Source organism: Paracoccus sp. MKU1 (genome assembly GCF_001447385.1).
GTDB lineage: Bacteria > Pseudomonadota > Alphaproteobacteria > Rhodobacterales > Rhodobacteraceae > Paracoccus.
Window position 1 is genome coordinate 45247 of the sequence record NZ_LLWQ01000206.1, and the last position, 20558, is coordinate 65804.

Below are 20558 nucleotides of genomic sequence, written 5' to 3' on the forward strand. Positions count from 1 at the left end.
CCGTTGCACAGCATGGGCCGCCCTTCGGGGCGGTCTTTTTGCATCTGTGGCGCATAAATGTGTTGACGAACAAACTAGGGTTTGCTATAACTAACTTGTCAGAGAGAAGGAGACCGCCAGATGGCCTACGCCCCGCACACCAACAACGAAGTCCGCGCCGAGCGCCGCATTGGCCGGGTCAACCTGCCGCTGATCCTCGGCTGCGCCACCAGCGGGGCAGGCACCTTCTACGAGTTCGCCGAGCGCGCGGGTTTCCCCGAATACTTCGCCCCCGAGATGGATCGCGTGGTCTATGTCGGTCCGAACCAAGCGGCGCGACTGGCCCGCGTTCTGAAGACGGTCATGCACATCGTCGTGGACGAAGACGCTGACGGCAACCCGGTGGTCGAGACGATCAAGCTGAAGGCCCGCCGCGACTATCCGACCGACTGGGTTTTCGCAGGGGTGACGGCATGATCCCGAACCTTGCGCCCAACGCCCCGCGCTTTGCCGGGAGGCTGACCTATACGGACGGCACCCTGCTTCAGCCCGGCCCCCTGACCACCTTCACCCATGTCTCGGACAAGGGGGTTGTCCGGGTCTGGCACATCGAGCGGATGATCGAGATGGCCCGCTCCAAGGAGGTCTGGGACACCCCGGTAGACGCCGAGTTCGCGCAGATCGTCCGCGACCGCCGTGGCGTCGAGGCACACCGCCTTGCGCGCATCTCGCCCGCCGACCTGACGTTCCCCGTGATCTATGTCGAGATGGAAGCCGAGTTCGACCATGAGCCGCCGATCTCGCATCTGCTGGTGGACGGCAACCACCGCTACGTCAAAGCTGCCGAGTGGGGCAGGGAGACCATCCCGGGCGTCATCTTCAGCAAGGCAGAGGCGGACAGGTGCCTGATCGTCGGCATCGTGAAGGCTGTCGCAGCCGGGCAGGACGTGACCGAAGTCGCCAAGGCATTCGTCGCGGCATCACCCCTGACCGGGGAAGAGGTCGTGGCCCAGAACCGCCGTCTGAAGAAGGCCCTGCGCGAGGCGCATGAACTGGCACGGGAGCGTCGCTGGCCCCTCGTGCAATCCGTCCTCGAACGGGCACAACCAGACGCCAAGGAATAGTTGCAACCCGTTGCAAATTCGTGTTGACAAAGAAACTAGTAATAGGTATAGAGGTCTTGTCAGAGAGGGAAAGGAGACCCAGACATGACCCGTGATCAGAAACTGAACACGATCTACCGCAAGATGCCCCGCGACTTCAAAGGCAAGATCGACGGCGAGCGCACGGTGATGATCCTGCGCGACGGTGGAACCCGGCTGGTCTATCTTCGCGACCTGACCGACAACGAAATCGAACGTCTGCTGTGAGGGAAGCATGAAAGTCCGCAAAGACGACAAGGGTCTCTACATCGTCAACAACCGAGGCGACGGACCTTATCGCCCGGGAGGTATCACCGGATACGATCACGTCTGGGACATGAGCTATGGGGGGCTGCAAGAAGGGGACAACCCACGCGCCTATCATGTCGCCGGAGCGCCGCTGTTGCGCATCAAGGTCGATGGCCGGGACATCTATTGGGCGGCGGAAAGCCTCCACTATCAGGAAGGACGGTTCAAATGACCATCAACCAGTTTCGCAGTTTCCTCTATGCCTTCGCCCGTGGTCTCGGGGACGTGCAGGCTCTCACCTCGAAGAAACCGGGAGCGGTTCCCCGCCGCATCGGTCGTCGGGTCGCGGGCAAGCTCACGGGGCGTCTGTTGCGGGCGCTGTTCAAATGAGCGCCTATGACATCGCCAAGGCGGAAGAGATCATCGACGCTGATGACTTCGAGGTGGACCTTGAAGAGGCTGTCGATGTGGACATCAACTATATCAGCAAGCATCCGACGCGCATGTATCTGATCCGCCGGGATGACAACCCCAACGTGTCGGCGACGTCGAAACTGATGCCCGGGGATGAACCCAGAGAGCCGGATGAGCGGGACCGGATGGTTGCCGAGAACATGGGCTACGCGGTGTCGTGGAAGACCGAGGAGAAGGCCGATGGCGAAGTCTAAGCCGATGGAAATGGCCGAGGCGCAACAGCGCGCCTTGGACATCTTGCGGCGCACACCGGGCACGGAAGAGCAGGCGCGCGGGGTCTGGAAGGTGATCTTCGAGATGATCGGGGACCGGGCAGAGAGCGCGACACCGAAGCTCAAGTATTACGAGGTGCATCACCAGCGCGAGCACGCGCGCCTCGCCATGCTGACGGCCATTGCCGAGGGGAAAAACCTCACGCAAGCTGACGTGGCTGCCAGAGAGGCAGTCGGCTTGCCGGTTCAGATCATTCAAGCAGGGGAGGTTCCCGTTGTCCGAGTCCGCCAACGACCGCCGCAGCCAGCATCTTGACCGCATCGACGTCCCCCGTGACCTCGCCATCCGGGCCTACAAGATGGCTATGGGAACGGATACGGAGGACGTTTTCTTCGCCGCGATGCGCGACCAGATCATGGGATCGACGGCTCCGAAGACAATCCGCCTGCCAAGGCATTTGGTCCCGGCGGCTATCCTGACCGAGATGGAGGCCCGGGCAAATCGTGTTCCAGCCTCGGGCATCACCGCTGAACCGGGAACCTATCTGCACGAGGTCTGCAAGGTCGTCGCCTAGATGCAGCCGGGGGATAGGTTCACGGTCCAGCGCGGGGCACTGGAAGAGAGCATTCCCAGCATCTTCCACAATGACGTCTGGTTCACTCCGGCGGACAGGGTGCTGGGGAACATCATCGGGTCCGCGTGGACGCATTCCTTCCATGTTGATGATCGCACGGGAGACGTGACGTTTCGTCGGCACGAGGAGACGGGCGAGCGTTTCTACTCGGCCCCGGACAGGCGCTGACCCTGTTGCAACGGGTTGCATCAGCAAACACTTGTAGCCCGCGACGTTTCCGCTAAGCTGTGGCGATCCGTTCCTGCCAGACAGAGGAAATCATCATGGCGAACTTCAAGGTTATCCGGGCCGACGGGGCGCAGGCCACCATCACCGCCGACCGTTTCGAGTCCGATGGCGCGGGCACCCGCTTCTACAACGAAGACGGCGGCGTCGTCGCCTCCTTCACCTACGGGCAACTGACCGACGTCTATCCGGCTGACGTCGTCTTCGAGGTGCCCGTGCCCCCGGCCCAGCCGGAAGACTGATCCCCGCAACCACAGAGGAGGTCGCCATGCGCGCCTACTTCCGATACCTGACCTTTCCCTTTCTCGGTGCGCTGCTCGGCTTGATGCTGGCGCTGGCATTGCCCACGGAAGGGCGGGCCTATGCGCCGCTGGAACGGGAATTCACGGCCCCGGTCCTCTATGTCGAGGTCGAGGTCACCGCGCCGATCCTTGCCCCGGACCCGGACCTGACGGCCCGATGTATGGACAAAGGCACCCGTTTGCAGGATGCCAGCTACCGCAGTCGCGAGGCCGTCCCCGATCCCGCGCGCATCTATGGTCTGGTCAGTCCGTTCTCGCGCTGGTCGTGAACCAGATAGGCCGTCCTTCGGGGCGGCCTTTTCAGTTGCAACGGGTTGCATTCGATTTATCTAAAAATGTGTTGACCAATAATCTAGGTTAACCTAGTCTGATGAAGTCAGAGACGAGGAACCGATGGAACACGATGACGAAAAGCGCCTAGCGGACGCAATCCGCAGATCGCGACGCCGCCGCGAATGGCTGGACGCCTTTGCCGACATCCTGATCATCACAGGACTGCTCATCATCACAGGACTGCTCGTGGTGATCTCGGCTGTTCTGACCTACCTGACGGGGTCGTTCGAGGTGGCCCGCATCCTGTCGCTGGTCTGCCTGTGTGGCCTGCTGCTGATCCGCTGGCAGGTGGGCAGATGAGCCGCCGATATGCGCAGGGGGCTGTCGCGGTCGCTGCCACCGCAACAGCCGGGGCGGTGATCGCCGCGCTCGAAGCGATGAAGGCAGTTCTCGGGGTCTACCCGGCCATCGTCGCCGCATTCACGCTGTCGGCTCTGTGCCTTGCTTTGCTGGTGATGATCCACCGATCTGAAAACCGGAAGTAAACCGCAATTCTGGGTCATGGCGCGGATCAACGCCGCAACCCGTTGCAGAACTGGGAGAATTGAGACGATGGACAAACCCACTGACAAGCTGGTCACCCGTCAGATCGGGCGTGGGACGTGGCAGGGACCGGAGAGCGAGGCCAACCGCATTTTCGGGCCGCAGCAAGAGGCAACCCGGCACCCGGACGACATCGCCGTGGATCGCTTCGCGCGGATGATGAAGGACAAGCTGCGCTACGCGCGCGAGGTCAAGGGTCGGAGCGGCTGGGATAGTCCCGAGGACTGCCCCGCACAACATCTCCGGCAACTTCTTCGAGAGCACATGGCGAAAGGCGATGGCGTCGATGTCGCAAACCTCGCCATGATGCTGGCTCTGCGGGACGAGCCGACCGCCACCGCCGATACGCAGGAAGACGACGCATTCGTTGCCGGTGCATGGTGGATGCAGGGCATGATCCTGAAGTCGGTGCTGCCGCAGCTTCGCTCCATGACGTCTCGCGGCGAAGTTGTCGGTATGATCCGGAGTGTTTCCGTTCCGAAGGGGTCGGTCCCGGCTGAACCGGACTACTGCTACGATCCGACCGACTGGGATGTCACGCATGTCTGGGGAGATCGGCATGAACTGGTGGGCAATATCTTGGATCGTGGTTCGGACGATGCGCCGGTCGAGATCGCCACGCTGATGCGTGGCCCCAGCAAATTCGTCGTCTGGGAACATCTGGATACCGACGGGGACGGGGAGGCGGATGATCGGGAACTGCGATGGTTCGACCGCCGCGAAGACGCTGTCGCCTACCAGAACCGGACCAAGGAGAGTGTCCATGGCTGACGGAAAGGCCCATCACCCGTTTCGTGATCTGGAAATCCATGTCTTTGTCGGCGTGGGCGCTGCGGAGGGCAGGGCGGTTGCCCGGTTCCACCCGTATGACGCTGTTCCGATGCTATTCATCGGATCGTCTCCGGAAGACGTGATCGGAAAGGCCGAGGCATTCCGGCAGGAAACCATCGACAAACACGAGGCAGTCTATGTCGAGCGCGTCGAACGCGCTGCCAAGGCCCGGGCTGCTCGCCTTGTGAAGGCCCCGGAAGTCCGAACTCGGAGGCCGAAAGGAGACGGCGCATGAGCCTGTTTGTCGAGCACTACACCGGGAGCAACCCGGAGCCTCACATTGAGACCAGCCGCGCGGCCATGCGCGCGGTGTTGGGCTTCACGCTGGCGGCAATCATCTCCGCGCCGGTATCGCTGATCGCTGCCGCGCTGACCTATGTATGAGGGGCACCATGAAAATCGCATCGGAGGGGCGCTGATGGCCGTCTATGTGGACTGCGCACGCGCCCCGTATCGCGGCATGTTCATGTCGCACATGGTCGCCGACACGTCCGAGGAACTGCTCGCCATGGCCGACCGGATCGGCGTGGCCCGAAAATGGATACAGAAGGCCGGAACGTCTCACGAGCATTTCGACATCTGCCAGAGCAAGCGGCGTCTCGCATTGGACGCAGGCGCTGTCGATGTCACACGATACCAACTGGCCCAGTTTTTGCGCGAACGAAGGGAGAAGGTCAATGTGTGCAAAGCCTAAGCCGGGGGACGGTCTGCGTCCCACTCAAAAGCGGATCGCGGCGCTTCGCGCCATGAGGCAGGACGCAGAGGGCTGCGTCGCCTTGAAAGCCGGGGTGGCCCGTGGCCTGCTGGAACACCGTCTGATCGAGAAGGCATTCGACCCGGAGACCGGCCACCATCTGAAGGGCAGGGAGGCTTGGACGATGATCTACTGCATCACCCGAGCCGGGAGAGACGTTCTGTCTCTCTGGGAAGCGATGCAACCCGTTGCAAAAGAAAACGGGCAAACCACCAACAAAAGTGTTGACGAATAAATAGGGATGTCGTATAAAGTAAGGGTCAGAGATAGAGGAGACCCGAACATGAACGCCATGACCGAATTCTGCGTCCCGACCGCCCAGTCCACCGGCACCGTGGCCGTGGCGGTCTATCGGATCGGCGACAAGGTGAAGATCGGAACCTTCACCGACGCCACCGAAGCCCTGAAGGAAATCAGCTATTTCGTGGAGAGCCTGATCTGGTCCGAGGTGACGGGCCGCCTCTCGAAGTGCAGCCTTGCGGTTCTGCGCGACTGGCTGGAAGAGGAGGGTGTCGAGGACGTCAGCATCGACCTCGTGGCCTCCTCGCCGATCTGGACCCGCGCCCAGACGAACAGCGCAGCGCAGGCCGACCGCACCCAAGCCTTCTTCGCAGCGTGATAGCCATGGACCTCGACGCCATCCTCTGCCTCGCCACGCCGGTCACCCTGACGCTGGTGATGCTTGCCGCAATCATCCGTCAGGCGGATGTCACGCTTGGCGAGGCCATCCGCATCATCGCCCTCGCTCCGGCAGCCCTCGCTGCTGTCTGGCTCGGTTTCGTGGTCGTGCTGTCTATCGGATAGCCCCGCCACATGCCCAGTCGCCGTTCGCCTGCGGCGGCTGGAAGACTGGGCGTGCTACGGTCTGCTCCTGCTCGCGCGGGCCGCAGCACGCCCTTTTTCGTCGTCCATCTGGGGTTGCAGAACTCCACGGCCTGCCGCATGAGACGCGCAGCGAGCACAGGGAGCGAGCCATGGAGCACAACATCGAACTGACCTTTTCCCGAGACAACTGGATCGAGGCCGAGCGCCAGCGGGATCGGCATCGCCAGAGGAACAGGGCAGGGGACCAGACGTGGTTCACGGGAGACGATGCGCGTTTCCTGATCAGCGAGGAGCCAGATCACGTCACCGTTCGCGGGCACTTCGCTCCGGCTCTTCTGGACATTTCTGACGCCTCTCGCCCGGACCGGCTGGTCCCGGTCTTCCTGTGGCTTCTGGCTGACCGCGTCGTCTATCTGAAGGATGGAACCGTCATCAAGGGTCAATGAAAAGACCGGCCCGGTTTACATATGTGTTGACAAAGAAAGTAATCAATGAGATAACATAAGGGTCAGAGAGGAAAGGAGACCCAACGATGCAACAGGTTGCACCGATTTTTCCCGCAGTCACGGATCGCGCTTATGGCGACGTATCGCAGCACATGATCCGGCAGGTCCGGAAGACTTTCGACCGCGATGAGGTGGCGCTGAAGGCGATCAACCTTTTCCCCGCTGCACCGATCAAGGCGCGCAGGCTGCTCCGAGAAAACCCCGACGCGCACAGCGTCGAACTGCTCTGCATGACCGCAACGGATGACGTTGTGCTCTTCCGCTTCGGCAAGCGGGGAGGCCGTCGGGTGATCTGGAACTTCACGACCGGCAACAACAAGGAGAGGACGCAATGAGGCGTCGAGACATCACCTATCCGCCTGCGGACAAGGCCAAACCCATTCACGCCGTCATCTGGTGCGAGTTCTTCGGGCCGATGAAGGAATATGCGACGAACCCCGAGCAGGCGGTGGCCCGGGCAAAGGAAATCCACGGCAGCGATGTTGCCCCGCCTTGCGCCGCTGTGACGCTGACAGAGGGCAACGCGCTGCACTTCCACTGGCGCAGCGACAATTTCGAGATGGAAGGCGAAGACGCATGAAGATCGAACGTCACATCATGGACGTGCTGGAAGCCGCGCAGGTGGACGGCAACAAGCTCGTGTTGGTCGGGCAGCTTGAGCGCAAGGTCTACACCGAGGCCAACAAGGTGCTCGAAGCCATCGGCGGGAAATGGAGCCGCAAGGACAAGGCGCATGTCTTCCCGGAGTCTGTGGCAGACATTCTGGACCCGATCCTTCTGACCGGCGAATACACCCGGAACAAGCAGGACTTCGGGCAGTTCGACACGCCCGAGGCGCTGGCATACGAGGTGGCGGCGCGGGCCGACATCCAGTTTGGTGATCTGGTCCTCGAACCGAGCGCCGGGACTGGTCGTCTGGTTGCAGCGGCGCTGGAATCCGGGGCGCGGGCGGTGCATTGCATCGAGCTTGATCCCAAGCGCGCGGCGCACCTGCGCGATGCCTTCGACCCGATCCAGCCGGTCGCGGAGGGCGACTTCCTCGAACGCGAGGCCGAGCCGGAATACAACCGCGTCGTGATGAACCCGCCCTTCGCCAAGCAGGCGGACATCGACCATGTCCGGCACGCATTCGACTTCCTCGCGCCCGGTGGGAGACTGGTGGCGATCATGTCGGCATCGGTGATGTTTCGGACCAATGCCAAGGCGGCCAGCTTCAGGGACTTCGTGGACGGGCAGGGTGGCGTCATCGAGCCGCTGCCCGACGGCTCCTTCAAGGAGAGCGGAACTGGCGTGAACACCTGTCTGGTGGTGATCGACAAGGTGGCGTGAGTTGCAACAAGTTGCACCCTTATGCTAGAAATCGGTTGACCAACAATCAAGGATGTAGTATAAGGGTGTAACGAAAGGAGGATGCGGTGGCATACGGGTTTCAGATCAGGACGACGGCAGGGTTCGTGGACCTCGGAGATATTCGGTCTCCGCGCCGGGTCTATTCCCATATCGTTGGTGTCAATGACCACGTCACCAATCCCTACTCGTATACCGGCGCGTATAATGCCCCGGCGGGGCAGAATCTCACCAAAGCGAATAGCGTCGTCACCATTGAGGCGCTAGACAACAAGGAACCCCCTTTCTTCCAGCGTTTCTCGAATGGAACCGTGACGTGGCGGGGCGGGGACAATAACTCAAAAAACTTCCGCATCGACTACTGGAAATTCACCTGATGGCATACGGGTTTCTCATCAAGAACAAGAACAACGAAGTCGTCATAGATGATCAATCCGCCTCCCTTCAGGTCTGGAAACAGGTAACCTTGACCGGAACTGCGATAGGGGTCGGCTCATATAGATACGGGAAGACCAACAATAACTTCATGGGAATGCCGTTCATCTATCTGCCGGGAGTCGGGGACTGGGTGGCCTACGATCCGCAATATGGCTACATATCCAATAGGACCACCTTGCGTATCACCACCGCCCGCGCTGTCCGAGACATGAGCGGGGTTCCGGCAGAGCCATACGGGATGGAGGTATATGACCAGAACGGGTTGATTACGTTCAGCACCGCTCGGGATTTGGTTGCGGTAATCGACACCTATATGGTAGACCCCGGCAATATCGTAAACATCCCGACGACAGCCCGGGACTTCTATATCGGGACCGCCTCGCTGTCGTATGAGCAGTTTTCTAGCTCGTCCTTCTTTCAGGATGGGCACGGGATTGAGAGAACGTCCAACGGAATCAAATGCCGTTACGTAGACCTTGGAGACACCCTCGCGCCGTATGGGGAGCTAGAGCCATATCCCTTTTTGTGTCTCGGGGCCGTCATCGTTTGAGCCTTTAACCATACCAGAGGAGACTATCATGGTTAAATTCATCGCCGCCGCCCTTATCGCCATGGCCGCATCTGCGGCGAGCGCGGGCCAAAGCTACACCTGCGTCCCGGCCCCCGCCGAATGCAAGGTTACCTACACGGGCAGCGCCACGCCCGCAGTCGCTGCCGAGTATTTTCAGGACGCCCACGCGGCCATTCGTGAAGCGCGCGGCGTGAGCAAGCTGATCGGCGTCGTCAAATACGACATGGATCGCGGCATCGTGGTCCTGCACCGCGACGGCATCAGCCGGATCAACAGCATCAGCCGGGCCACCGTCTACAAGGTGATGAAGCTGTTCGATGACCGGAACCTGCACATCCGCGAGGTCCGGGTGACGGATCGCCATGCTCGGCAGGTCCACATGCGGATGTTCAACCATAACCGCAAGACGCGCGGCTTGGTCCGGTTCGAGGCGCTGAAAGACGTGGCCTTCCCGAAGCCTGACAACTATGTGCCAGCCGCCGCGAAGTGAAACCGGAGAACGGCGGCGAGAGCAGGCCCCGCTTCGGCGGGGCTTTTTCGTGCAACGGGGTGCAATGATCATACAATTGTGTTGACGCACAAACTAGAGCATGGTATATCTTGGGGGTCAGAGACAGGAGGCCACATGGCGCACATTGATACCACCGGATGGAAGCCCGAGCGGATTGGGCGGCTCAACAAGCTGCTGGATAAACTGATCCGCAGCGAAGGGCAGGTGAAGACCCAGAGGCAATGGATCGAAGACATGCCGGACGACGTCACCAAAGAGGTGATCGACGGCATGATCGACTACAACCGGACCCATTTCAATCGTCTGACCAGCGACCGGGCGCAGCGTGAATACATCGCGCGTCTGAAGGAAAAACGCAACTATGTCGTCGGAGACATGCTGGTTCCGAAGCTGGTGTTCGACGCCGTCCCGGGCGAGATCATCGCCGACGCGGACCGAAAGGGGGCAACCTGATGTTCACGCATCTCGGCCTTGTCGCGGTCCCGGTCCCCTTTCTCGGCATCGCCTATGTTTACGCGCCGCTGCTTGTATTCGTGCGGCTGTGCAACCCGTTGCAACCAAGAGGTATGAAATGAAGGTCTATTCCACTCGCGGGCGCGTGCGAGATCGCGCCGTGTTTCTCGCGGGAGCGATGGTCGTGGTCGGAATGGTGGCCGCCGTTCTGGTTCCTGCCATCGCCTACAACCGCAGCGAGGCTACGGTCACCGCCAAGGTGATCGACAAGGAGCGCATCGTGGAATCGGGTGGCAATGGCGGGGCCACCAGTCGCTATCTGATCTTCGCCGAGGGTGAGACCTTTCAGAACGTGGACAGCGTCTGGCATTGGAAATTCAACAGTTCCGACATCTACGGCGCGATCCGGCGCGAGCAGACCTGCACCTTCAAGGTGGTCGGCTGGCGCATCCCGCTTTTCAGCACATATCGCAACATCATCTCCGCAAGCTGCCAAGGGAGCACCGCATGAACCGCTACGTCCGGGAAAAGAAAGACCATGCCGCCGGGACCGTCACCGTGGAGGCCGTCAACAATGGCGAGGTGATCTGGTCGAAGGTCGTCGGGATCGGCTTCATGGATGAGAAACTGGCCGCGCTGTGCGACGCCCGGCAAGCCCTGCGCAATCTTCGGGTAGGGGGCGCGGATGACGGTGCAGCGGCGGCATAGTATCGTCACGGTCGAGGTGTTCAAGCACCGGCAGACGGATAAGGCGTGGCACGTCTCTCTTGATGGGGACAATGACAAAGCCGTCTGGATACCCAAGTCGCAGGGAGAGATCGAGCAGACCGGCATCGAGACGTGGGAGCTTCAGCTTCCGGAGTGGATCGCCAAGGAGCGCGGGCTTATATGAGCAGACGGGCAGGGCGGGGACTAGACCCGCCCTTTCTCGCACGCTAGACTTGTGCAAAGACACCTTGCAACGGGTTGCACCATGCCCAGCACCAGACCCGAAGTCCCGGACTTCTGCGACGTCAACGACAAGCAAATTTCACCCGACAGCCCTGACCACCACCCTTACACCGTCGTAATCACCTTCGAGGATGAGACCGATTGGGTAGACGATGACGGGATGCCAGTATCCGGCCCGACCGGAACCATGATCGTGCGCACCATGGGAACTGATCTGCGCGATGCGCTGGCAAACGCGGGCCGCAGCATCTTCGTCACCTTGGTTCGGGAATTCGAGGTCAACCCCGAGGGCTTGATCATCGCCTACGAGGCAGTTTTCCCGGGACACATCATCCCGTGCTTTCCGCCGCGCCCGGAAGACGAAGCTGATGTCTTCAAAGCGTTCCCGGCTGGGGTTGATCCCTACCTCTACGATCCGGGCAGCGATCCGTTCTTCTGTGAGAAACCGCATTGACATTCTGTAAAGCGCGGGCTACAGATGTCATATCGACGTCCCTCCCTGTTCGTCGCCAGCCCGAACCTCACGGTCTCCTCCTCCCTGTCTGATCGAGGTTCGGGCACCCTCCTACATAAGTGTTGACGAATAAAACAGCATCTTATAAGATGTCATCGTCAGAGACCGTCATATAGGAGAGACCCATGACGAAGCCGCTCGAAGCCATGCCCGCGCTAGGGTTGGTGGACCCGTTCATCCCCGAAAAGGATCGCTTCTCCTTCATCGACCTGAAGTGCATCGACTTCAACGACGACTTCCGGGTTAGCGGCAAGCTCATGCTGCACGATCAGGACGGGAACTCCCTCGGCGACTTCGTGTTGGAAGGGAAAATCGGCTGCATCAGCCTCGGCGAGGCGCTGCGGATGACGGCGCGCACGGATCGCTATGGTCTGTCCGTCGCGCTGCTGGAAGAGAAGATCAAGCGCGTTCATGGCGAAGAGGCAATCCGCAAGGCCGCTTTGACGGGCGGCTTCACCGTCTTCTGGGTCAAGAAATATGTGCCGAAGGTCACGTCCGCCGTCGAGAAGCAGGGCGCTTCGGCGACCCCGAACGCGCGCACCCGGCGACCCAAGACCAAGGAACCGACGCAATGACTGCCATCGACACATCCGCCGCCCAGTTCGGGCGTGTCTGTGCCGTCGTGGGGGAAGCTGCCGCCAAGCATCCCCCGGTCATTCCGACGCTGATCGAGGGCGTGTCCGAGGATCGTGACTCTCTGGTGGTCGGCATAGTCGAGGCGGCGCGCTGGCCTCTGAACGGCACCATCCGGTTGTCGCGTTCGGTTCGCTGGCGCGGCGTCACCTTCACCCAGACCTTGGAGGTAGCAGGCGGGCCGATCCTCTATGACGCTCCGCTCATGGATTTCCGCCGGGCGGCGCTTCCGCACTTCAACGAGGCTCTGGATCGACACTTCCCGGGCTGGGTGAAGGGGGCCGCAGCATGAAAAAGAGCACCGGGTTCAATGTTCTCGAAGGCGATTTTGTCGTCCTGTCCAGCAAGGGCGTGTTCCAGCAGGTTCCGGTATACGAATGGCAGGGCGGGCTGTTCGCCAAGGCCAAGGGCGGATACATCCGTCTGAACGCCGATGGCAGCACCTCGCATCCAGACGTCAGCCAGCGGTGCCTGTGCAGCGATGTCTCCCTGTTCAAGGATCGCTTCGGGCGGCTCTGCACCGATGCGTCCATGGGCGAAGCGGTGCGTGTCGGGAATGACGGCAAGATCGAGGCGCAGATCGCGCCAGTCCGCGCCCGGAAGGCCCTAACCGCCTGACAAGCTGATCCGGCGTTGCAACGGGTTGCAGGTGAGAGCTTGCAGCCCGTTTCCGTTTTCGCGCGTTGCGTGCGTCAGCTACATATCCTAGACTGGGGGCACACCTTCAAGCCAAGGATGGGCCAAATGGGGAAGACACGCGCAACCGACCGGGTCAGCAAGCGGGAGGCGCGTCCCTCGCGCTATCACGACAAGCAGATAGAACAGGGGGTTTTCGCCGAGGACAGCCAGTCCCCAAAGACCCTGAAACGGGTCGTGGCAAAAACGAATAACCAGATCGCCTATATGAGCGCCTTGAAGGGCAGGGCGCAGGTGATCTTCGTCTCCGGTCCGCCCGGAACCGGCAAGACCTACATGGCAGCCCACGTCGCCGCAGAGATGTTCGCCGCCAAGGACGTTCGCCGGATCATCCTCGCCCGCCCGAACGTGCCTGCCGGGCCGACCCTCGGTCTGTTCGCTGGCACGCTGGAAGAGAAGATCGCCCACTGGGCCGTGCCGCTGATCGAGGTGCTGACCGACGTGCTTGGTCGCTCCAAGGTGGAATACGCGCTGAAGAACAAGCAGATCGACATCGTCCCTTTCGAGACCATGCGCGGGCGGACTTTCGACAATGCTTTCGTCATCCTTGACGAGGGGCAGAACACCACGCCGGGCGAGATGGAGATGTTCTTGACCCGCCTCGGGGAGGGCTGCAAGGTGGTGGTCAACGGAGACATGGATCAGAAGGACATCTCCGGAATGTCGGGCCTCGCTCACGCGATCCGCGTCTCGAAAGAGTTCCAGATCGACGGCACCTGCCACGTCGCCTTCGGCATGGACGACATCGTGCGCTCCGGCATCTGCGGTGCGTTCACCCGGGCCTTCTGGTCTGTCCGTTCTCGGGGACCGGGGCCGTTCGGGAAGATGCAACCAGTTGCACCGATCCCGGTCTTCGACGCCGTATGAAGAAAAGTGTTGACTAACAATATAGGGTGTTGTATAAAGGTCTTGTCAGAGAGGACGAGACCATGAGGCATGACCAGAAGCGCCAGCCGATACCGGCGGCGACCAGAGCGGGGCGTATCGCCCAGAATAATCGGAGACAGGACAGGCCCGCCGCCTCCCTCTCTGACACGTCGGATTGGCGGGCCTTGGGCGCGGAGACGGGGAAACGGTTCTCCGCGCCCGATAATTCCCCCTTGGTGGACGTGGACTATTCGTCGCTTGAGGTCCGCGTTCTGGCGCGGATGGATGCCCGCCGCCGGGATGATAAACGCCATATCCTGAAAGCTCTCTACTCCGGGGGCGAGGGTCGCGCCACAGGAAGAAAACTCTCTAAGCCCGAACCGCAGGATTTGCCATGAGCATTATGATCAAACCCGACGACCTGTCCAAATACGAGTGCTTCAATATCTCGGACAGGCTTGGGAACCACGTCACGATCATGGTCAAAGGCGAGGTTCGCACATGGCGTTTGGATGGACAGACCAGTTTCACCATCAGCCTAAAAATTCTCGGGGACTTCGGATGCTATGAGCATTTCTGGTCTCACGCGGGGGGAGAGGGCGAAACGTGGTGGGGATGGCTCCACAGCACAGATCGGCATTATTTCATGCAGAAACTGGTCGGCAGCAGCGCGTGGGAGTTCGATTGGGATACCTCCATCAAGGAGACCATCCGCACGGTTCGGGAATGGCGCAAGGACGGCACCCTGTCCCGCTCGCAGGCACAGGAGGTCATGGATCAGATCAGGAACAGGGACCACGACACGATGGGCGCGGAAGGCTTCTGCCAGCTTCTCTCCGGGGTGACTTATGAGACCCCGTCCCGAGAGGAGCGCATCCGGAAGGAACGCGAGGATGCGAAGTGGAAACTGAAATGGGCCTTAACCGAGGGTTCGAGACGGGAAGCCCATGGGGCCTTGCGCCGCATCCGAGAGTTCGGCCCGATCAGCGACTTCCGCAGCGAATGCGCCTTCCCGGAATATTACGAGATGACTTGCACCCGTATGAAACCCCGTCTGGTTCAGTTCTGGGACACCATCTGGCGGCCCTTCATCGAACAGGCCAAGGCCACCGAAGGGTTCAAAAAGGAAGTCGCCGCCTAGTAGGGCTGCATAACAGAAACGGAAAGGAGCTTTTCGCATGAGCGAAGACGATCTGAATGCTAATGTCGATCAGAACGCGCTGGCGGTTATCAACATCGTGGACAAAGAGGGGGCCAATCCGCACATCGCGCACGAGGTCGATGGCAGCGTCATCCTACCGATCTTGAAATTGCAGATCGACGCCGAGGGGAAATCCGCCCTGCTGTATAGCCGGGACAAGGAAATTCACGTCATGTCCGAGGACGCCGACTTTGTCGGATACCTGCGGAACGCTTCGCAGTCCGGGCCGTTGAGCAAGTGCTTCGTCCGTCTCATCGACATGGAGTTCGAGTCCGACGGCAAGCGCGCCCGGGGTCAAGTGGTCGGGAAGGTCTATGCCGCTGATGACCCCATCTGGGAGGAATGATTGCAACGGGTTGCACGAGATTGTCATTGACAAACAATCTTGGGGTCGCTAAAGTCTAAGTGTCAGAGAGGGAAGGACGACACGATGGTAGACGCATCCCAGCACACGGATATGGAAGGTCTGGACCTGCGCCAGCGCCTCGCGGAAATCGACAAGACCCATGCCGAGATCAGCAAACTCCTTGCCGAGACCCGCAAGATCGCTCGCGAAGCGACGTGGGTTCCGGTCGTGGTCGGCAGCACCGCCATGACGGCAATAGCCGGTGTGATCGGCGCGGCTCTTGCGCTCACGCTCAAGCTGATCGGGAACTAGGGGAGGGCCGACAGGCCCTTTTCTTTTCCCCTATGTGTTGACAAACAATCTATAACATGGTATTAAGGTCTTGTCAGAGACCGCGCCAACAGGTGCCTTCAAGGAGGGGCAGATGGATCACGCCTTTTTCATTCTTGGTTGCAAGAAGGACAGCCCGGATCGCTTTTGGAACGAGAGCCAGCGTCGATGGGCGGATAAGCGAGCCGAAGCGACGCTCTACGCCCGTCAGGACGAAGCCATCCGCGCGTCGCGCAAGGTGCATCGCAACGGCGAGGCGGCACCCGGCGTCGCCGTCCGCATCAAATACCTGAAGGTCGAGGGGGTGCCCCGTGCTGATTAAGGCGTTACTGATCGACCCCTTCCACGGGGAAGACGAACCTATGATCCGGGAAATCGAGATCGAGAACGATCTGAAGGCGATCTACGCTGCGCTTAGCCATCCGCTGCACCCGGTCAGCGGCATAGCGGTGGTTCGTGGCCCGGCAGGGCACCACATCTTTGTGGACGACGAGGGGCTGTTCAAAGACCCAAAATATTGGTTCGAGGTTCAGGGCTTCCCGCAGGCTCTGGCCGGTCGCGGGCTGGTTACCAGAACCGATGGCAGAGGGGAGACGGTGTCCGCCACCATCCCGGCCAGTGTTCTGGCCCAGACCGTGCGGCGCTATGTCGTGAGGGGGAAGAACGGTGATCGCTAGAGATCGGATCGGAGCCGTGATCGCGCAATCCCCTCGCATCGCCTCTCTACCACGAGACCGACGCGGGCTGCCCATCCCCTACGTTGTCTTCCGGGATGACGCTGGGAACCCGGACTTCATCGTCAATGACATTCGCCGAGTTCTGGAATGCCTGTCCAAGGGCCTGTGCGGCGTCTGTGGGCAGGGAATGGACCGGGACGATGTCTGGATGATCGGCGGGCCGGGATCAGCACTGGACCCGCGCGGGATGTATAACGACGGTCCGGTGCATCACGAATGCGGAGCCGCTTCGCTGCGCATGTGCCCTTACCTCGCTATCCGGCGGCACAAGGGCATGAAGCCCGTTGCCAAGCAATCTGTGCTGTCCAAGATGGTCGAGGACGGAAAGGCGCTCGGGTTTGTTGACCCGACCATGGACCCGAACAAACCGGAGAGTTTCATCCTCGGTCGCGTTGATGGCCTCGCCGCCGTAGGGAGCCAGCATGATTTTCGGCTTATTCCGAACCGTCCCTTCATAGAGATCGAGGAGTGGGCTGGTGGAACGGTGATCCAGCAAGCTCGCCTCGGACAGGTTGGCATGGACGCGATCATGGAAGCATATCGCCTTGACGGTGAGCGGCGGATGAAATCGCGCGGCGAGACGATCTTCAATCTCGCGCCTTTCCAGCTTCTCGCATGGAGTGGCGGTCTGTCGGGTGAATTTCCTTGGACCTGACTCCATTACAAATGTGTTGACGAATAAATTGGAATTTCATATACTGATCTTGTCAGAGAGGAAGGCAGATCATGGATTGCAACTTGTTTCAGATTGCGGATGACCGCGACGAAGAGGGAGGCCACGAGGTCTTCGACTTCAGCCACCCGGAAGATGTCATGTTCGAGGTGGTTGAATATGACCCCCTCTGGAAGAAGTTCGGCTGGAAAAATTTCAAGGTGGACGGGACATTGATTGTCAGCGATGCCGATGTCGTTGGAGCCGCGAGCTACGAGAATAGCTACGGCGGCTTTCTGGACTACACCGTCGAGAGTCTTGCCGATTGCCCGCGCCGTGAAGGGATTTTCGTGCTGGAAGACGTCACCGCGATCTATCGTCGTGGCGATGGCTGGACCACCGACGACGACATGGACTTCGATGCGGGGATCACCCGCCCGGCGACCATCGAAGAGATCGTATCCGACTGGTGCGGGTCCGCTTTCGACTTCTGGGCATCCGAGCGGGAGAACGTGGCGTGAAACCGACCAGAACCCCACGCTGCGAGCACGGCAACAGACACACCAAGGAAACCACGGGTGGGATCGTGACGTCGCGAGTGCCGATGAAGCCATGCAAACCTGTGCTCTGCATCGAATGCCCGCTGCGCCGTGACGCTGCACCCGGTTACCTCGGCGGCTACACGCCGGAAATGTATCTGGACGCGATGCACTCCCCCGCTTCCATCGCCTGCCACATGTCGCCCGGGTTTCAGGACCGCGACGTGAGTCGTCAGCATCATTGCACAGGTGTTGCCGCCTATCGGGCGAATGTCGGTCACATCGCACAGGTCGGAGGCGTTCCCACGCACGCGCACCTGTCCACCCAGATCGCCGGGCAAGCCCCGGACGTTCCGGAGAACGTCTTCTCCTCCCCCGAAGAATTCGTCTCCTATCACATGCCCCATCAGACAGGAGAGCCGCAATGATCATCGCGGGCGCAATCCTTTATGTGCTTCTGGTCCTCCCGCTTTCGGCCTTCATCCATGGCATCGGGGTCATGGCCCTGCGGCCAGCACAGTGCCCTCCGTCTCGCACCATGCGCGGGGCAGGGTGGTTCGCATCAACGTGGCACTACCCACTGGCTGCCGCATGGCCGGTGACATTGCCCCTGACCTACCTTCTGGCGCTGACGGTGATCGTCCGAGAGACCCGCGCCAACATGAAGAAATCCCGTTAACCGTCCGACAGGACATCACCCCAGAGGAGACGCAATGCGACCCCAAGCACTCAACGCCGATGACTACCAGATCGAAGACCGCCCGGACGAAGGGAGGGTCGTGCTGTTCAAGCCGGAAGACGAAGAGCCGCTTTTCAAGGTGGAGATGGCGCACCTCGACGGCCTTGATGACGATCAGACCCGTGGCGTTTTCGAGGCCATGATCGACGCCCTGAATACCGGCGTGCAGATCGGCTACAACGTCGGCATCAACGACGGTGTCGAACACGCCAAGGATATGGTGGCGGGCACACTCGGTCTCGCGAGCGCCCGCGACATCCAGCGTGTCGAAGGCAAGCTCGACCAGCTTCTTCCGCAGCCGGAGCCGCCCAAGGAGGTGACCCCGGCCAACAACCCGACGCCGGTGCGCAGACGCTCGAACCGCAGGGGCAAGAAGTAAGCAGGCAAGGGCACCCTCAAGACTATTGACGTTGAATCTGTATTGAGGTAGGTTGAAGTCCTCCTGACAGTCGATCATCGGGTCGATGGGTGTGCCTAAGTCTCTGACAGGATTGGGAATACAGGAGAGGGTGCAATCCGGTGCAACGGGTTGCACCTTTTTTCTTGCCCAGTCGAAAACTATTGACGAATAATATAAGAAGTGTTATTTAAGAGGCGTTGGAGGATGATCTGATGCCTACAGGTGTAAACCCGACCACACTAGACCAAGCCGCCATGGAAAGATACCAGCAGCTAATCGACGAATTGCTCGCTGGTGGGGCAGGGGGCTTCGATCTGCTGCAAGACAATGACTCGCCTTATTGGATTGCAGCCGTGCCGGGAAACGGCGGGCCAGTGGCGCTGTTCGCGATGGGATGGTGGCTGGACCGAGTCACGATCAATGAGATCATGGTCTTACCAGAGCACCGGAGAAGGGGCATCGCCCGGCGCATTCTCTCGGAAATCCTTGCCAAAACAGACGCTTTGCGACTTACGGTTGAGCTAACCGTGGACCCGCTTGACTCCGGGTCCGGAGGCCCGAGCCGCGACGATCTGTCGCGTTTCTACGCAACTCTTGGGTTTGTCCGGATAGCACCGGGAAGCGATAGAATGCTGCGACGACAACCGCCTATCGGCAACTCCTCCAATGTGCCGTGAACCTGACCAGTTCGGAAAGACCTGCGACCCTGATAACGCCGCATGGATTGCCGAATAAAATCGTCAGTCGTTTACCGTTCAGGGTTGACTGCGACTCTCTTTAGAGGGTAGTTAGGTTAACGTCAGAGACCTGTATTAGTTCCTACACATTGAGAGGCACCCCAATGCAAATCGCGTTGTGTTTCAAGCCACGCACGGCCCATGCGAAACTTCCCACCTATGAGACGGAAGGGGCCGCAGGCTTCGACCTCTCTTTCGACAGCGAAACTACCGAGACGGTCTTTCCGGGGAAGCGTCGTCTCTTGGGCACCGGGGTCTACGTCGGGTTGCCAGTTGGTTACGAGCTTCAGGTCCGCCCGCGCTCCGGTCGAGCCATGAAGGAAGGTCTCACGGTTCTGAACAGCCCCGGAACAATCGACAGCGACTATCGCGGAGAGGTCAAGGTTCTGATCATCAACCATGGCGAAGAGCCGGTGGTGATCCATCCCGGAGACCGCATCGCGCAAGGCGTTGTCTCCATGGTCCCGAGGCTGCCGATGGTTCTGGTTGATACGCTCGACGCCACGCAGCGGGGCGAGAACGGATTTGGATCGACTGGAAACTGACTGTGACCACTATGCAACACATCGTAAACTATTGGCCCGTGACCCTGACAGCGTTGTATTTCATCGCGGGGGTCATTTTCTGGCGCGTGGTGGTCGTGAAGACGCTGCGCGAACAGGCTCTCGGCGGTGACGACGACGCGGCCTTTACCTATCTGGCTGACCGGCAAGGAAGCGTCACGCTGATGGTGATCCGCCTCGCTGTGATCCTGCTATGGGTCTTCTTCCTGTTCTTCGGTCTTGCAACCCGTTGCACGCCTGCACACAATCCGCAGCGGCAGACCGACGAACACTGATCAATGCGGGGCGACGCTGTTCGCCCCTTTTTCATGTCCACCAGACCG

Annotated in this window: 49 protein-coding genes; all 49 read left to right on the top strand. The window is 60.4% G+C overall.

All coding sequences use genetic code 11. From position 1 onward, the window contains the following. Positions 1–120: 120 nt before the first annotated feature. The 49 genes from AQY21_RS20415 (at position 121) to AQY21_RS28805 (ending at position 20510) form a co-directional block, all read left to right on the top strand. Positions 121–456 (top strand): hypothetical protein, encoded by a 336-nt coding sequence (locus tag AQY21_RS20415; RefSeq protein WP_058099429.1) that lies wholly within the window; start codon positions 121–123, stop codon positions 454–456. Next, complete coding sequence (locus AQY21_RS20420) at positions 453–1103, top strand: hypothetical protein (protein ID WP_058099430.1); 651 nt, start codon at positions 453–455, stop codon at positions 1101–1103. The genes AQY21_RS20415 and AQY21_RS20420 overlap by 4 nt, the downstream gene beginning before the upstream one ends. A gap of 84 nt (positions 1104–1187) precedes the next feature. Then, positions 1188–1349, top strand: coding sequence for a hypothetical protein (locus tag AQY21_RS29080; RefSeq protein WP_161906079.1), 162 nt, complete (start codon positions 1188–1190; stop codon positions 1347–1349). Between the two features lie 7 nt (positions 1350–1356). Beyond that, positions 1357–1602, top strand: a complete 246-nt coding sequence (locus tag AQY21_RS28795) for a hypothetical protein (RefSeq protein ID WP_152988297.1) — start codon at positions 1357–1359, stop codon at positions 1600–1602. Continuing rightward, entirely contained in the window at positions 1599–1760 is a 162-nt protein-coding gene (locus AQY21_RS29425) for a hypothetical protein (protein ID WP_203416591.1), read from the top strand. The genes AQY21_RS28795 and AQY21_RS29425 overlap by 4 nt, the downstream gene beginning before the upstream one ends. After that, on the top strand, positions 1757–2038 hold the full coding sequence (locus AQY21_RS20425; protein WP_058099431.1) for a hypothetical protein: 282 nt from the start codon (positions 1757–1759) through the stop codon (positions 2036–2038). The genes AQY21_RS29425 and AQY21_RS20425 overlap by 4 nt, the downstream gene beginning before the upstream one ends. Beyond that, positions 2025–2372, top strand: coding sequence for a hypothetical protein (locus tag AQY21_RS20430; protein ID WP_058099432.1), 348 nt, complete (start codon positions 2025–2027; stop codon positions 2370–2372). Before AQY21_RS20425 ends, AQY21_RS20430 begins: the two co-directional genes overlap by 14 nt. Then, positions 2332–2631 (top strand): hypothetical protein, encoded by a 300-nt coding sequence (locus AQY21_RS20435; protein WP_152988298.1) that lies wholly within the window; start codon positions 2332–2334, stop codon positions 2629–2631. Before AQY21_RS20430 ends, AQY21_RS20435 begins: the two co-directional genes overlap by 41 nt. A gap of 323 nt (positions 2632–2954) precedes the next feature. Next, positions 2955–3158: a hypothetical protein gene (locus tag AQY21_RS20445; protein ID WP_058099435.1), complete on the top strand. Its 204-nt coding sequence runs from the start codon at positions 2955–2957 to the stop codon at positions 3156–3158. A 26-nt stretch (positions 3159–3184) separates the two neighbouring features. Continuing rightward, positions 3185–3487, top strand: a complete 303-nt coding sequence (locus AQY21_RS20450; RefSeq protein WP_058099436.1) for a hypothetical protein — start codon at positions 3185–3187, stop codon at positions 3485–3487. Positions 3488–3611: 124 nt separating this feature from the next. Beyond that, positions 3612–3851 (top strand): hypothetical protein, encoded by a 240-nt coding sequence (locus AQY21_RS20455; RefSeq protein WP_058099437.1) that lies wholly within the window; start codon positions 3612–3614, stop codon positions 3849–3851. Further along, positions 3848–4036 (top strand): hypothetical protein, encoded by a 189-nt coding sequence (locus AQY21_RS20460; RefSeq protein WP_058099438.1) that lies wholly within the window; start codon positions 3848–3850, stop codon positions 4034–4036. The genes AQY21_RS20455 and AQY21_RS20460 overlap by 4 nt, the downstream gene beginning before the upstream one ends. Positions 4037–4103: 67 nt before the next feature. After that, positions 4104–4865 (top strand): hypothetical protein, encoded by a 762-nt coding sequence (locus tag AQY21_RS29185; protein WP_058099439.1) that lies wholly within the window; start codon positions 4104–4106, stop codon positions 4863–4865. Next, positions 4858–5160: a hypothetical protein gene (locus AQY21_RS20470; RefSeq protein ID WP_058099440.1), complete on the top strand. Its 303-nt coding sequence runs from the start codon at positions 4858–4860 to the stop codon at positions 5158–5160. Before AQY21_RS29185 ends, AQY21_RS20470 begins: the two co-directional genes overlap by 8 nt. Then, on the top strand, positions 5157–5309 hold the full coding sequence (locus AQY21_RS29085) for a hypothetical protein (RefSeq protein ID WP_161906081.1): 153 nt from the start codon (positions 5157–5159) through the stop codon (positions 5307–5309). The genes AQY21_RS20470 and AQY21_RS29085 overlap by 4 nt, the downstream gene beginning before the upstream one ends. Positions 5310–5343: 34 nt before the next feature. Further along, positions 5344–5619, top strand: a complete 276-nt coding sequence (locus AQY21_RS20475; protein ID WP_058099441.1) for a DUF4031 domain-containing protein — start codon at positions 5344–5346, stop codon at positions 5617–5619. A 52-nt stretch (positions 5620–5671) separates the two neighbouring features. Next, a complete protein-coding gene (locus AQY21_RS20480; RefSeq protein WP_058099442.1) occupies positions 5672–5914 on the top strand; it encodes a hypothetical protein in 243 nt (80 codons plus the stop codon). Positions 5915–5962: 48 nt separating this feature from the next. Further along, on the top strand, positions 5963–6298 hold the full coding sequence (locus tag AQY21_RS20485; protein WP_058099443.1) for a hypothetical protein: 336 nt from the start codon (positions 5963–5965) through the stop codon (positions 6296–6298). A 5-nt stretch (positions 6299–6303) separates the two neighbouring features. Further along, positions 6304–6483, top strand: coding sequence for a hypothetical protein (locus AQY21_RS20490; RefSeq protein ID WP_058099444.1), 180 nt, complete (start codon positions 6304–6306; stop codon positions 6481–6483). Positions 6484–6653: 170 nt separating this feature from the next. Further along, positions 6654–6950 (top strand): hypothetical protein, encoded by a 297-nt coding sequence (locus AQY21_RS20495; protein WP_058099445.1) that lies wholly within the window; start codon positions 6654–6656, stop codon positions 6948–6950. An 86-nt stretch (positions 6951–7036) separates the two neighbouring features. Then, entirely contained in the window at positions 7037–7345 is a 309-nt protein-coding gene (locus AQY21_RS20500) for a hypothetical protein (protein WP_058099446.1), read from the top strand. Beyond that, positions 7342–7590 carry a hypothetical protein gene (locus tag AQY21_RS20505; protein ID WP_058099447.1) on the top strand — a complete coding sequence of 83 codons (249 nt, stop codon included), beginning with the start codon at positions 7342–7344 and terminating at the stop codon, positions 7588–7590. Before AQY21_RS20500 ends, AQY21_RS20505 begins: the two co-directional genes overlap by 4 nt. After that, entirely contained in the window at positions 7587–8339 is a 753-nt protein-coding gene (locus tag AQY21_RS20510) for an N-6 DNA methylase (protein ID WP_058099448.1), read from the top strand. The genes AQY21_RS20505 and AQY21_RS20510 overlap by 4 nt, the downstream gene beginning before the upstream one ends. Before the next feature lie 86 nt (positions 8340–8425). Next, positions 8426–8734 carry a hypothetical protein gene (locus AQY21_RS20515; protein WP_058099449.1) on the top strand — a complete coding sequence of 103 codons (309 nt, stop codon included), beginning with the start codon at positions 8426–8428 and terminating at the stop codon, positions 8732–8734. After that, a complete protein-coding gene (locus tag AQY21_RS20520; protein WP_058099450.1) occupies positions 8734–9345 on the top strand; it encodes a hypothetical protein in 612 nt (203 codons plus the stop codon). Before AQY21_RS20515 ends, AQY21_RS20520 begins: the two co-directional genes overlap by 1 nt. A gap of 28 nt (positions 9346–9373) precedes the next feature. Next, entirely contained in the window at positions 9374–9856 is a 483-nt protein-coding gene (locus AQY21_RS20525; RefSeq protein ID WP_058099451.1) for a hypothetical protein, read from the top strand. A 135-nt stretch (positions 9857–9991) separates the two neighbouring features. Further along, entirely contained in the window at positions 9992–10330 is a 339-nt protein-coding gene (locus tag AQY21_RS20530) for a hypothetical protein (RefSeq protein ID WP_058099452.1), read from the top strand. Then, positions 10330–10452, top strand: coding sequence for a hypothetical protein (locus AQY21_RS30045; protein WP_255374815.1), 123 nt, complete (start codon positions 10330–10332; stop codon positions 10450–10452). The genes AQY21_RS20530 and AQY21_RS30045 overlap by 1 nt, the downstream gene beginning before the upstream one ends. Then, positions 10449–10841 (top strand): hypothetical protein, encoded by a 393-nt coding sequence (locus AQY21_RS20535; RefSeq protein WP_058099453.1) that lies wholly within the window; start codon positions 10449–10451, stop codon positions 10839–10841. Before AQY21_RS30045 ends, AQY21_RS20535 begins: the two co-directional genes overlap by 4 nt. Next, the gene (locus tag AQY21_RS20540) at positions 10838–11038 is read left to right on the top strand and encodes a hypothetical protein (RefSeq protein WP_058099454.1); all 201 of its coding nucleotides are present in this window, start codon (positions 10838–10840) and stop codon (positions 11036–11038) included. Before AQY21_RS20535 ends, AQY21_RS20540 begins: the two co-directional genes overlap by 4 nt. After that, positions 11016–11222 (top strand): hypothetical protein, encoded by a 207-nt coding sequence (locus AQY21_RS20545; RefSeq protein WP_058099455.1) that lies wholly within the window; start codon positions 11016–11018, stop codon positions 11220–11222. The genes AQY21_RS20540 and AQY21_RS20545 overlap by 23 nt, the downstream gene beginning before the upstream one ends. 81 nt (positions 11223–11303) lie before the next feature. Continuing rightward, positions 11304–11735 carry a hypothetical protein gene (locus AQY21_RS28800; protein ID WP_152988299.1) on the top strand — a complete coding sequence of 144 codons (432 nt, stop codon included), beginning with the start codon at positions 11304–11306 and terminating at the stop codon, positions 11733–11735. A 185-nt stretch (positions 11736–11920) separates the two neighbouring features. Continuing rightward, complete coding sequence (locus tag AQY21_RS20555) at positions 11921–12370, top strand: hypothetical protein (protein WP_058099457.1); 450 nt, start codon at positions 11921–11923, stop codon at positions 12368–12370. After that, positions 12367–12720, top strand: coding sequence for a hypothetical protein (locus AQY21_RS20560; RefSeq protein WP_058099458.1), 354 nt, complete (start codon positions 12367–12369; stop codon positions 12718–12720). The genes AQY21_RS20555 and AQY21_RS20560 overlap by 4 nt, the downstream gene beginning before the upstream one ends. Beyond that, complete coding sequence (locus AQY21_RS20565; protein WP_058099459.1) at positions 12717–13046, top strand: hypothetical protein; 330 nt, start codon at positions 12717–12719, stop codon at positions 13044–13046. Before AQY21_RS20560 ends, AQY21_RS20565 begins: the two co-directional genes overlap by 4 nt. A gap of 39 nt (positions 13047–13085) precedes the next feature. Then, positions 13086–13991, top strand: a complete 906-nt coding sequence (locus tag AQY21_RS20570; protein WP_152988300.1) for a PhoH family protein — start codon at positions 13086–13088, stop codon at positions 13989–13991. Positions 13992–14385: 394 nt separating this feature from the next. Continuing rightward, positions 14386–15132, top strand: coding sequence for a hypothetical protein (locus AQY21_RS20580; RefSeq protein WP_058099462.1), 747 nt, complete (start codon positions 14386–14388; stop codon positions 15130–15132). Between the two features lie 37 nt (positions 15133–15169). Beyond that, positions 15170–15538, top strand: a complete 369-nt coding sequence (locus AQY21_RS20585; RefSeq protein ID WP_058099463.1) for a hypothetical protein — start codon at positions 15170–15172, stop codon at positions 15536–15538. Positions 15539–15622: 84 nt separating this feature from the next. After that, the gene (locus tag AQY21_RS20590) at positions 15623–15850 is read left to right on the top strand and encodes a hypothetical protein (protein WP_203416593.1); all 228 of its coding nucleotides are present in this window, start codon (positions 15623–15625) and stop codon (positions 15848–15850) included. 112 nt (positions 15851–15962) lie between these two features. Continuing rightward, the gene (locus tag AQY21_RS20595) at positions 15963–16190 is read left to right on the top strand and encodes a hypothetical protein (protein ID WP_058099464.1); all 228 of its coding nucleotides are present in this window, start codon (positions 15963–15965) and stop codon (positions 16188–16190) included. Further along, positions 16180–16545 (top strand): hypothetical protein, encoded by a 366-nt coding sequence (locus AQY21_RS20600; RefSeq protein WP_058099465.1) that lies wholly within the window; start codon positions 16180–16182, stop codon positions 16543–16545. Before AQY21_RS20595 ends, AQY21_RS20600 begins: the two co-directional genes overlap by 11 nt. A gap of 16 nt (positions 16546–16561) precedes the next feature. After that, positions 16562–17260 carry a hypothetical protein gene (locus tag AQY21_RS20605; RefSeq protein WP_152988301.1) on the top strand — a complete coding sequence of 233 codons (699 nt, stop codon included), beginning with the start codon at positions 16562–16564 and terminating at the stop codon, positions 17258–17260. A 71-nt stretch (positions 17261–17331) separates the two neighbouring features. Continuing rightward, the gene (locus AQY21_RS20610) at positions 17332–17778 is read left to right on the top strand and encodes a hypothetical protein (protein WP_058099467.1); all 447 of its coding nucleotides are present in this window, start codon (positions 17332–17334) and stop codon (positions 17776–17778) included. Then, positions 17775–18224: a hypothetical protein gene (locus tag AQY21_RS20615; RefSeq protein WP_152988302.1), complete on the top strand. Its 450-nt coding sequence runs from the start codon at positions 17775–17777 to the stop codon at positions 18222–18224. Before AQY21_RS20610 ends, AQY21_RS20615 begins: the two co-directional genes overlap by 4 nt. Further along, complete coding sequence (locus AQY21_RS20620) at positions 18221–18475, top strand: hypothetical protein (protein WP_058099469.1); 255 nt, start codon at positions 18221–18223, stop codon at positions 18473–18475. Before AQY21_RS20615 ends, AQY21_RS20620 begins: the two co-directional genes overlap by 4 nt. Positions 18476–18509: 34 nt before the next feature. Next, a complete protein-coding gene (locus AQY21_RS20625) occupies positions 18510–18914 on the top strand; it encodes a hypothetical protein (protein WP_058099470.1) in 405 nt (134 codons plus the stop codon). Positions 18915–19147: 233 nt separating this feature from the next. Next, positions 19148–19612: an N-acetyltransferase gene (locus tag AQY21_RS28065; RefSeq protein ID WP_082658196.1), complete on the top strand. Its 465-nt coding sequence runs from the start codon at positions 19148–19150 to the stop codon at positions 19610–19612. 164 nt (positions 19613–19776) lie between these two features. Beyond that, the gene (gene dut, locus AQY21_RS20630) at positions 19777–20217 is read left to right on the top strand and encodes a dUTP diphosphatase (protein WP_058099471.1); all 441 of its coding nucleotides are present in this window, start codon (positions 19777–19779) and stop codon (positions 20215–20217) included. An 11-nt stretch (positions 20218–20228) separates the two neighbouring features. After that, positions 20229–20510 carry a hypothetical protein gene (locus AQY21_RS28805; RefSeq protein WP_058099472.1) on the top strand — a complete coding sequence of 94 codons (282 nt, stop codon included), beginning with the start codon at positions 20229–20231 and terminating at the stop codon, positions 20508–20510. The last annotated feature ends 48 nt before the right edge of the window (positions 20511–20558 follow it).

Excerpts from the sequence above, each read along its gene's own strand:
- AQY21_RS20415 (WP_058099429.1), top strand. The coding sequence starts at position 121 with ATGGCCTACGCCCCGCACACCAACAACGAAGTCCGCGCCGAGCGCCGC.
- AQY21_RS20420 (WP_058099430.1), top strand. The coding sequence starts at position 453 with ATGATCCCGAACCTTGCGCCCAACGCCCCGCGCTTTGCCGGGAGGCTG.
- AQY21_RS29080 (WP_161906079.1), top strand. The coding sequence starts at position 1,188 with ATGACCCGTGATCAGAAACTGAACACGATCTACCGCAAGATGCCCCGC.
- AQY21_RS28795 (WP_152988297.1), top strand. The coding sequence starts at position 1,357 with ATGAAAGTCCGCAAAGACGACAAGGGTCTCTACATCGTCAACAACCGA.
- AQY21_RS29425 (WP_203416591.1), top strand. The coding sequence starts at position 1,599 with ATGACCATCAACCAGTTTCGCAGTTTCCTCTATGCCTTCGCCCGTGGT.
- AQY21_RS20425 (WP_058099431.1), top strand. The coding sequence starts at position 1,757 with ATGAGCGCCTATGACATCGCCAAGGCGGAAGAGATCATCGACGCTGAT.
- AQY21_RS20430 (WP_058099432.1), top strand. The coding sequence starts at position 2,025 with ATGGCGAAGTCTAAGCCGATGGAAATGGCCGAGGCGCAACAGCGCGCC.
- AQY21_RS20445 (WP_058099435.1), top strand. The coding sequence starts at position 2,955 with ATGGCGAACTTCAAGGTTATCCGGGCCGACGGGGCGCAGGCCACCATC.
- AQY21_RS20450 (WP_058099436.1), top strand. The coding sequence starts at position 3,185 with ATGCGCGCCTACTTCCGATACCTGACCTTTCCCTTTCTCGGTGCGCTG.
- AQY21_RS20455 (WP_058099437.1), top strand. The coding sequence starts at position 3,612 with ATGGAACACGATGACGAAAAGCGCCTAGCGGACGCAATCCGCAGATCG.
- AQY21_RS20460 (WP_058099438.1), top strand. The coding sequence starts at position 3,848 with ATGAGCCGCCGATATGCGCAGGGGGCTGTCGCGGTCGCTGCCACCGCA.
- AQY21_RS29185 (WP_058099439.1), top strand. The coding sequence starts at position 4,104 with ATGGACAAACCCACTGACAAGCTGGTCACCCGTCAGATCGGGCGTGGG.
- AQY21_RS20470 (WP_058099440.1), top strand. The coding sequence starts at position 4,858 with ATGGCTGACGGAAAGGCCCATCACCCGTTTCGTGATCTGGAAATCCAT.
- AQY21_RS29085 (WP_161906081.1), top strand. The coding sequence starts at position 5,157 with ATGAGCCTGTTTGTCGAGCACTACACCGGGAGCAACCCGGAGCCTCAC.
- AQY21_RS20475 (WP_058099441.1), top strand. The coding sequence starts at position 5,344 with ATGGCCGTCTATGTGGACTGCGCACGCGCCCCGTATCGCGGCATGTTC.
- AQY21_RS20480 (WP_058099442.1), top strand. The coding sequence starts at position 5,672 with ATGAGGCAGGACGCAGAGGGCTGCGTCGCCTTGAAAGCCGGGGTGGCC.
- AQY21_RS20485 (WP_058099443.1), top strand. The coding sequence starts at position 5,963 with ATGAACGCCATGACCGAATTCTGCGTCCCGACCGCCCAGTCCACCGGC.
- AQY21_RS20490 (WP_058099444.1), top strand. The coding sequence starts at position 6,304 with ATGGACCTCGACGCCATCCTCTGCCTCGCCACGCCGGTCACCCTGACG.
- AQY21_RS20495 (WP_058099445.1), top strand. The coding sequence starts at position 6,654 with ATGGAGCACAACATCGAACTGACCTTTTCCCGAGACAACTGGATCGAG.
- AQY21_RS20500 (WP_058099446.1), top strand. The coding sequence starts at position 7,037 with ATGCAACAGGTTGCACCGATTTTTCCCGCAGTCACGGATCGCGCTTAT.
- AQY21_RS20505 (WP_058099447.1), top strand. The coding sequence starts at position 7,342 with ATGAGGCGTCGAGACATCACCTATCCGCCTGCGGACAAGGCCAAACCC.
- AQY21_RS20510 (WP_058099448.1), top strand. The coding sequence starts at position 7,587 with ATGAAGATCGAACGTCACATCATGGACGTGCTGGAAGCCGCGCAGGTG.
- AQY21_RS20520 (WP_058099450.1), top strand. The coding sequence starts at position 8,734 with ATGGCATACGGGTTTCTCATCAAGAACAAGAACAACGAAGTCGTCATA.
- AQY21_RS20525 (WP_058099451.1), top strand. The coding sequence starts at position 9,374 with ATGGTTAAATTCATCGCCGCCGCCCTTATCGCCATGGCCGCATCTGCG.
- AQY21_RS20530 (WP_058099452.1), top strand. The coding sequence starts at position 9,992 with ATGGCGCACATTGATACCACCGGATGGAAGCCCGAGCGGATTGGGCGG.
- AQY21_RS30045 (WP_255374815.1), top strand. The coding sequence starts at position 10,330 with ATGTTCACGCATCTCGGCCTTGTCGCGGTCCCGGTCCCCTTTCTCGGC.
- AQY21_RS20535 (WP_058099453.1), top strand. The coding sequence starts at position 10,449 with ATGAAGGTCTATTCCACTCGCGGGCGCGTGCGAGATCGCGCCGTGTTT.
- AQY21_RS20540 (WP_058099454.1), top strand. The coding sequence starts at position 10,838 with ATGAACCGCTACGTCCGGGAAAAGAAAGACCATGCCGCCGGGACCGTC.
- AQY21_RS20545 (WP_058099455.1), top strand. The coding sequence starts at position 11,016 with ATGACGGTGCAGCGGCGGCATAGTATCGTCACGGTCGAGGTGTTCAAG.
- AQY21_RS28800 (WP_152988299.1), top strand. The coding sequence starts at position 11,304 with ATGCCCAGCACCAGACCCGAAGTCCCGGACTTCTGCGACGTCAACGAC.
- AQY21_RS20555 (WP_058099457.1), top strand. The coding sequence starts at position 11,921 with ATGACGAAGCCGCTCGAAGCCATGCCCGCGCTAGGGTTGGTGGACCCG.
- AQY21_RS20560 (WP_058099458.1), top strand. The coding sequence starts at position 12,367 with ATGACTGCCATCGACACATCCGCCGCCCAGTTCGGGCGTGTCTGTGCC.
- AQY21_RS20565 (WP_058099459.1), top strand. The coding sequence starts at position 12,717 with ATGAAAAAGAGCACCGGGTTCAATGTTCTCGAAGGCGATTTTGTCGTC.
- AQY21_RS20580 (WP_058099462.1), top strand. The coding sequence starts at position 14,386 with ATGAGCATTATGATCAAACCCGACGACCTGTCCAAATACGAGTGCTTC.
- AQY21_RS20585 (WP_058099463.1), top strand. The coding sequence starts at position 15,170 with ATGAGCGAAGACGATCTGAATGCTAATGTCGATCAGAACGCGCTGGCG.
- AQY21_RS20590 (WP_203416593.1), top strand. The coding sequence starts at position 15,623 with ATGGTAGACGCATCCCAGCACACGGATATGGAAGGTCTGGACCTGCGC.
- AQY21_RS20595 (WP_058099464.1), top strand. The coding sequence starts at position 15,963 with ATGGATCACGCCTTTTTCATTCTTGGTTGCAAGAAGGACAGCCCGGAT.
- AQY21_RS20610 (WP_058099467.1), top strand. The coding sequence starts at position 17,332 with ATGGATTGCAACTTGTTTCAGATTGCGGATGACCGCGACGAAGAGGGA.
- AQY21_RS20620 (WP_058099469.1), top strand. The coding sequence starts at position 18,221 with ATGATCATCGCGGGCGCAATCCTTTATGTGCTTCTGGTCCTCCCGCTT.
- AQY21_RS20625 (WP_058099470.1), top strand. The coding sequence starts at position 18,510 with ATGCGACCCCAAGCACTCAACGCCGATGACTACCAGATCGAAGACCGC.
- AQY21_RS28065 (WP_082658196.1), top strand. The coding sequence starts at position 19,148 with ATGCCTACAGGTGTAAACCCGACCACACTAGACCAAGCCGCCATGGAA.
- dut (WP_058099471.1), top strand. The coding sequence starts at position 19,777 with ATGCAAATCGCGTTGTGTTTCAAGCCACGCACGGCCCATGCGAAACTT.
- AQY21_RS28805 (WP_058099472.1), top strand. The coding sequence starts at position 20,229 with ATGCAACACATCGTAAACTATTGGCCCGTGACCCTGACAGCGTTGTAT.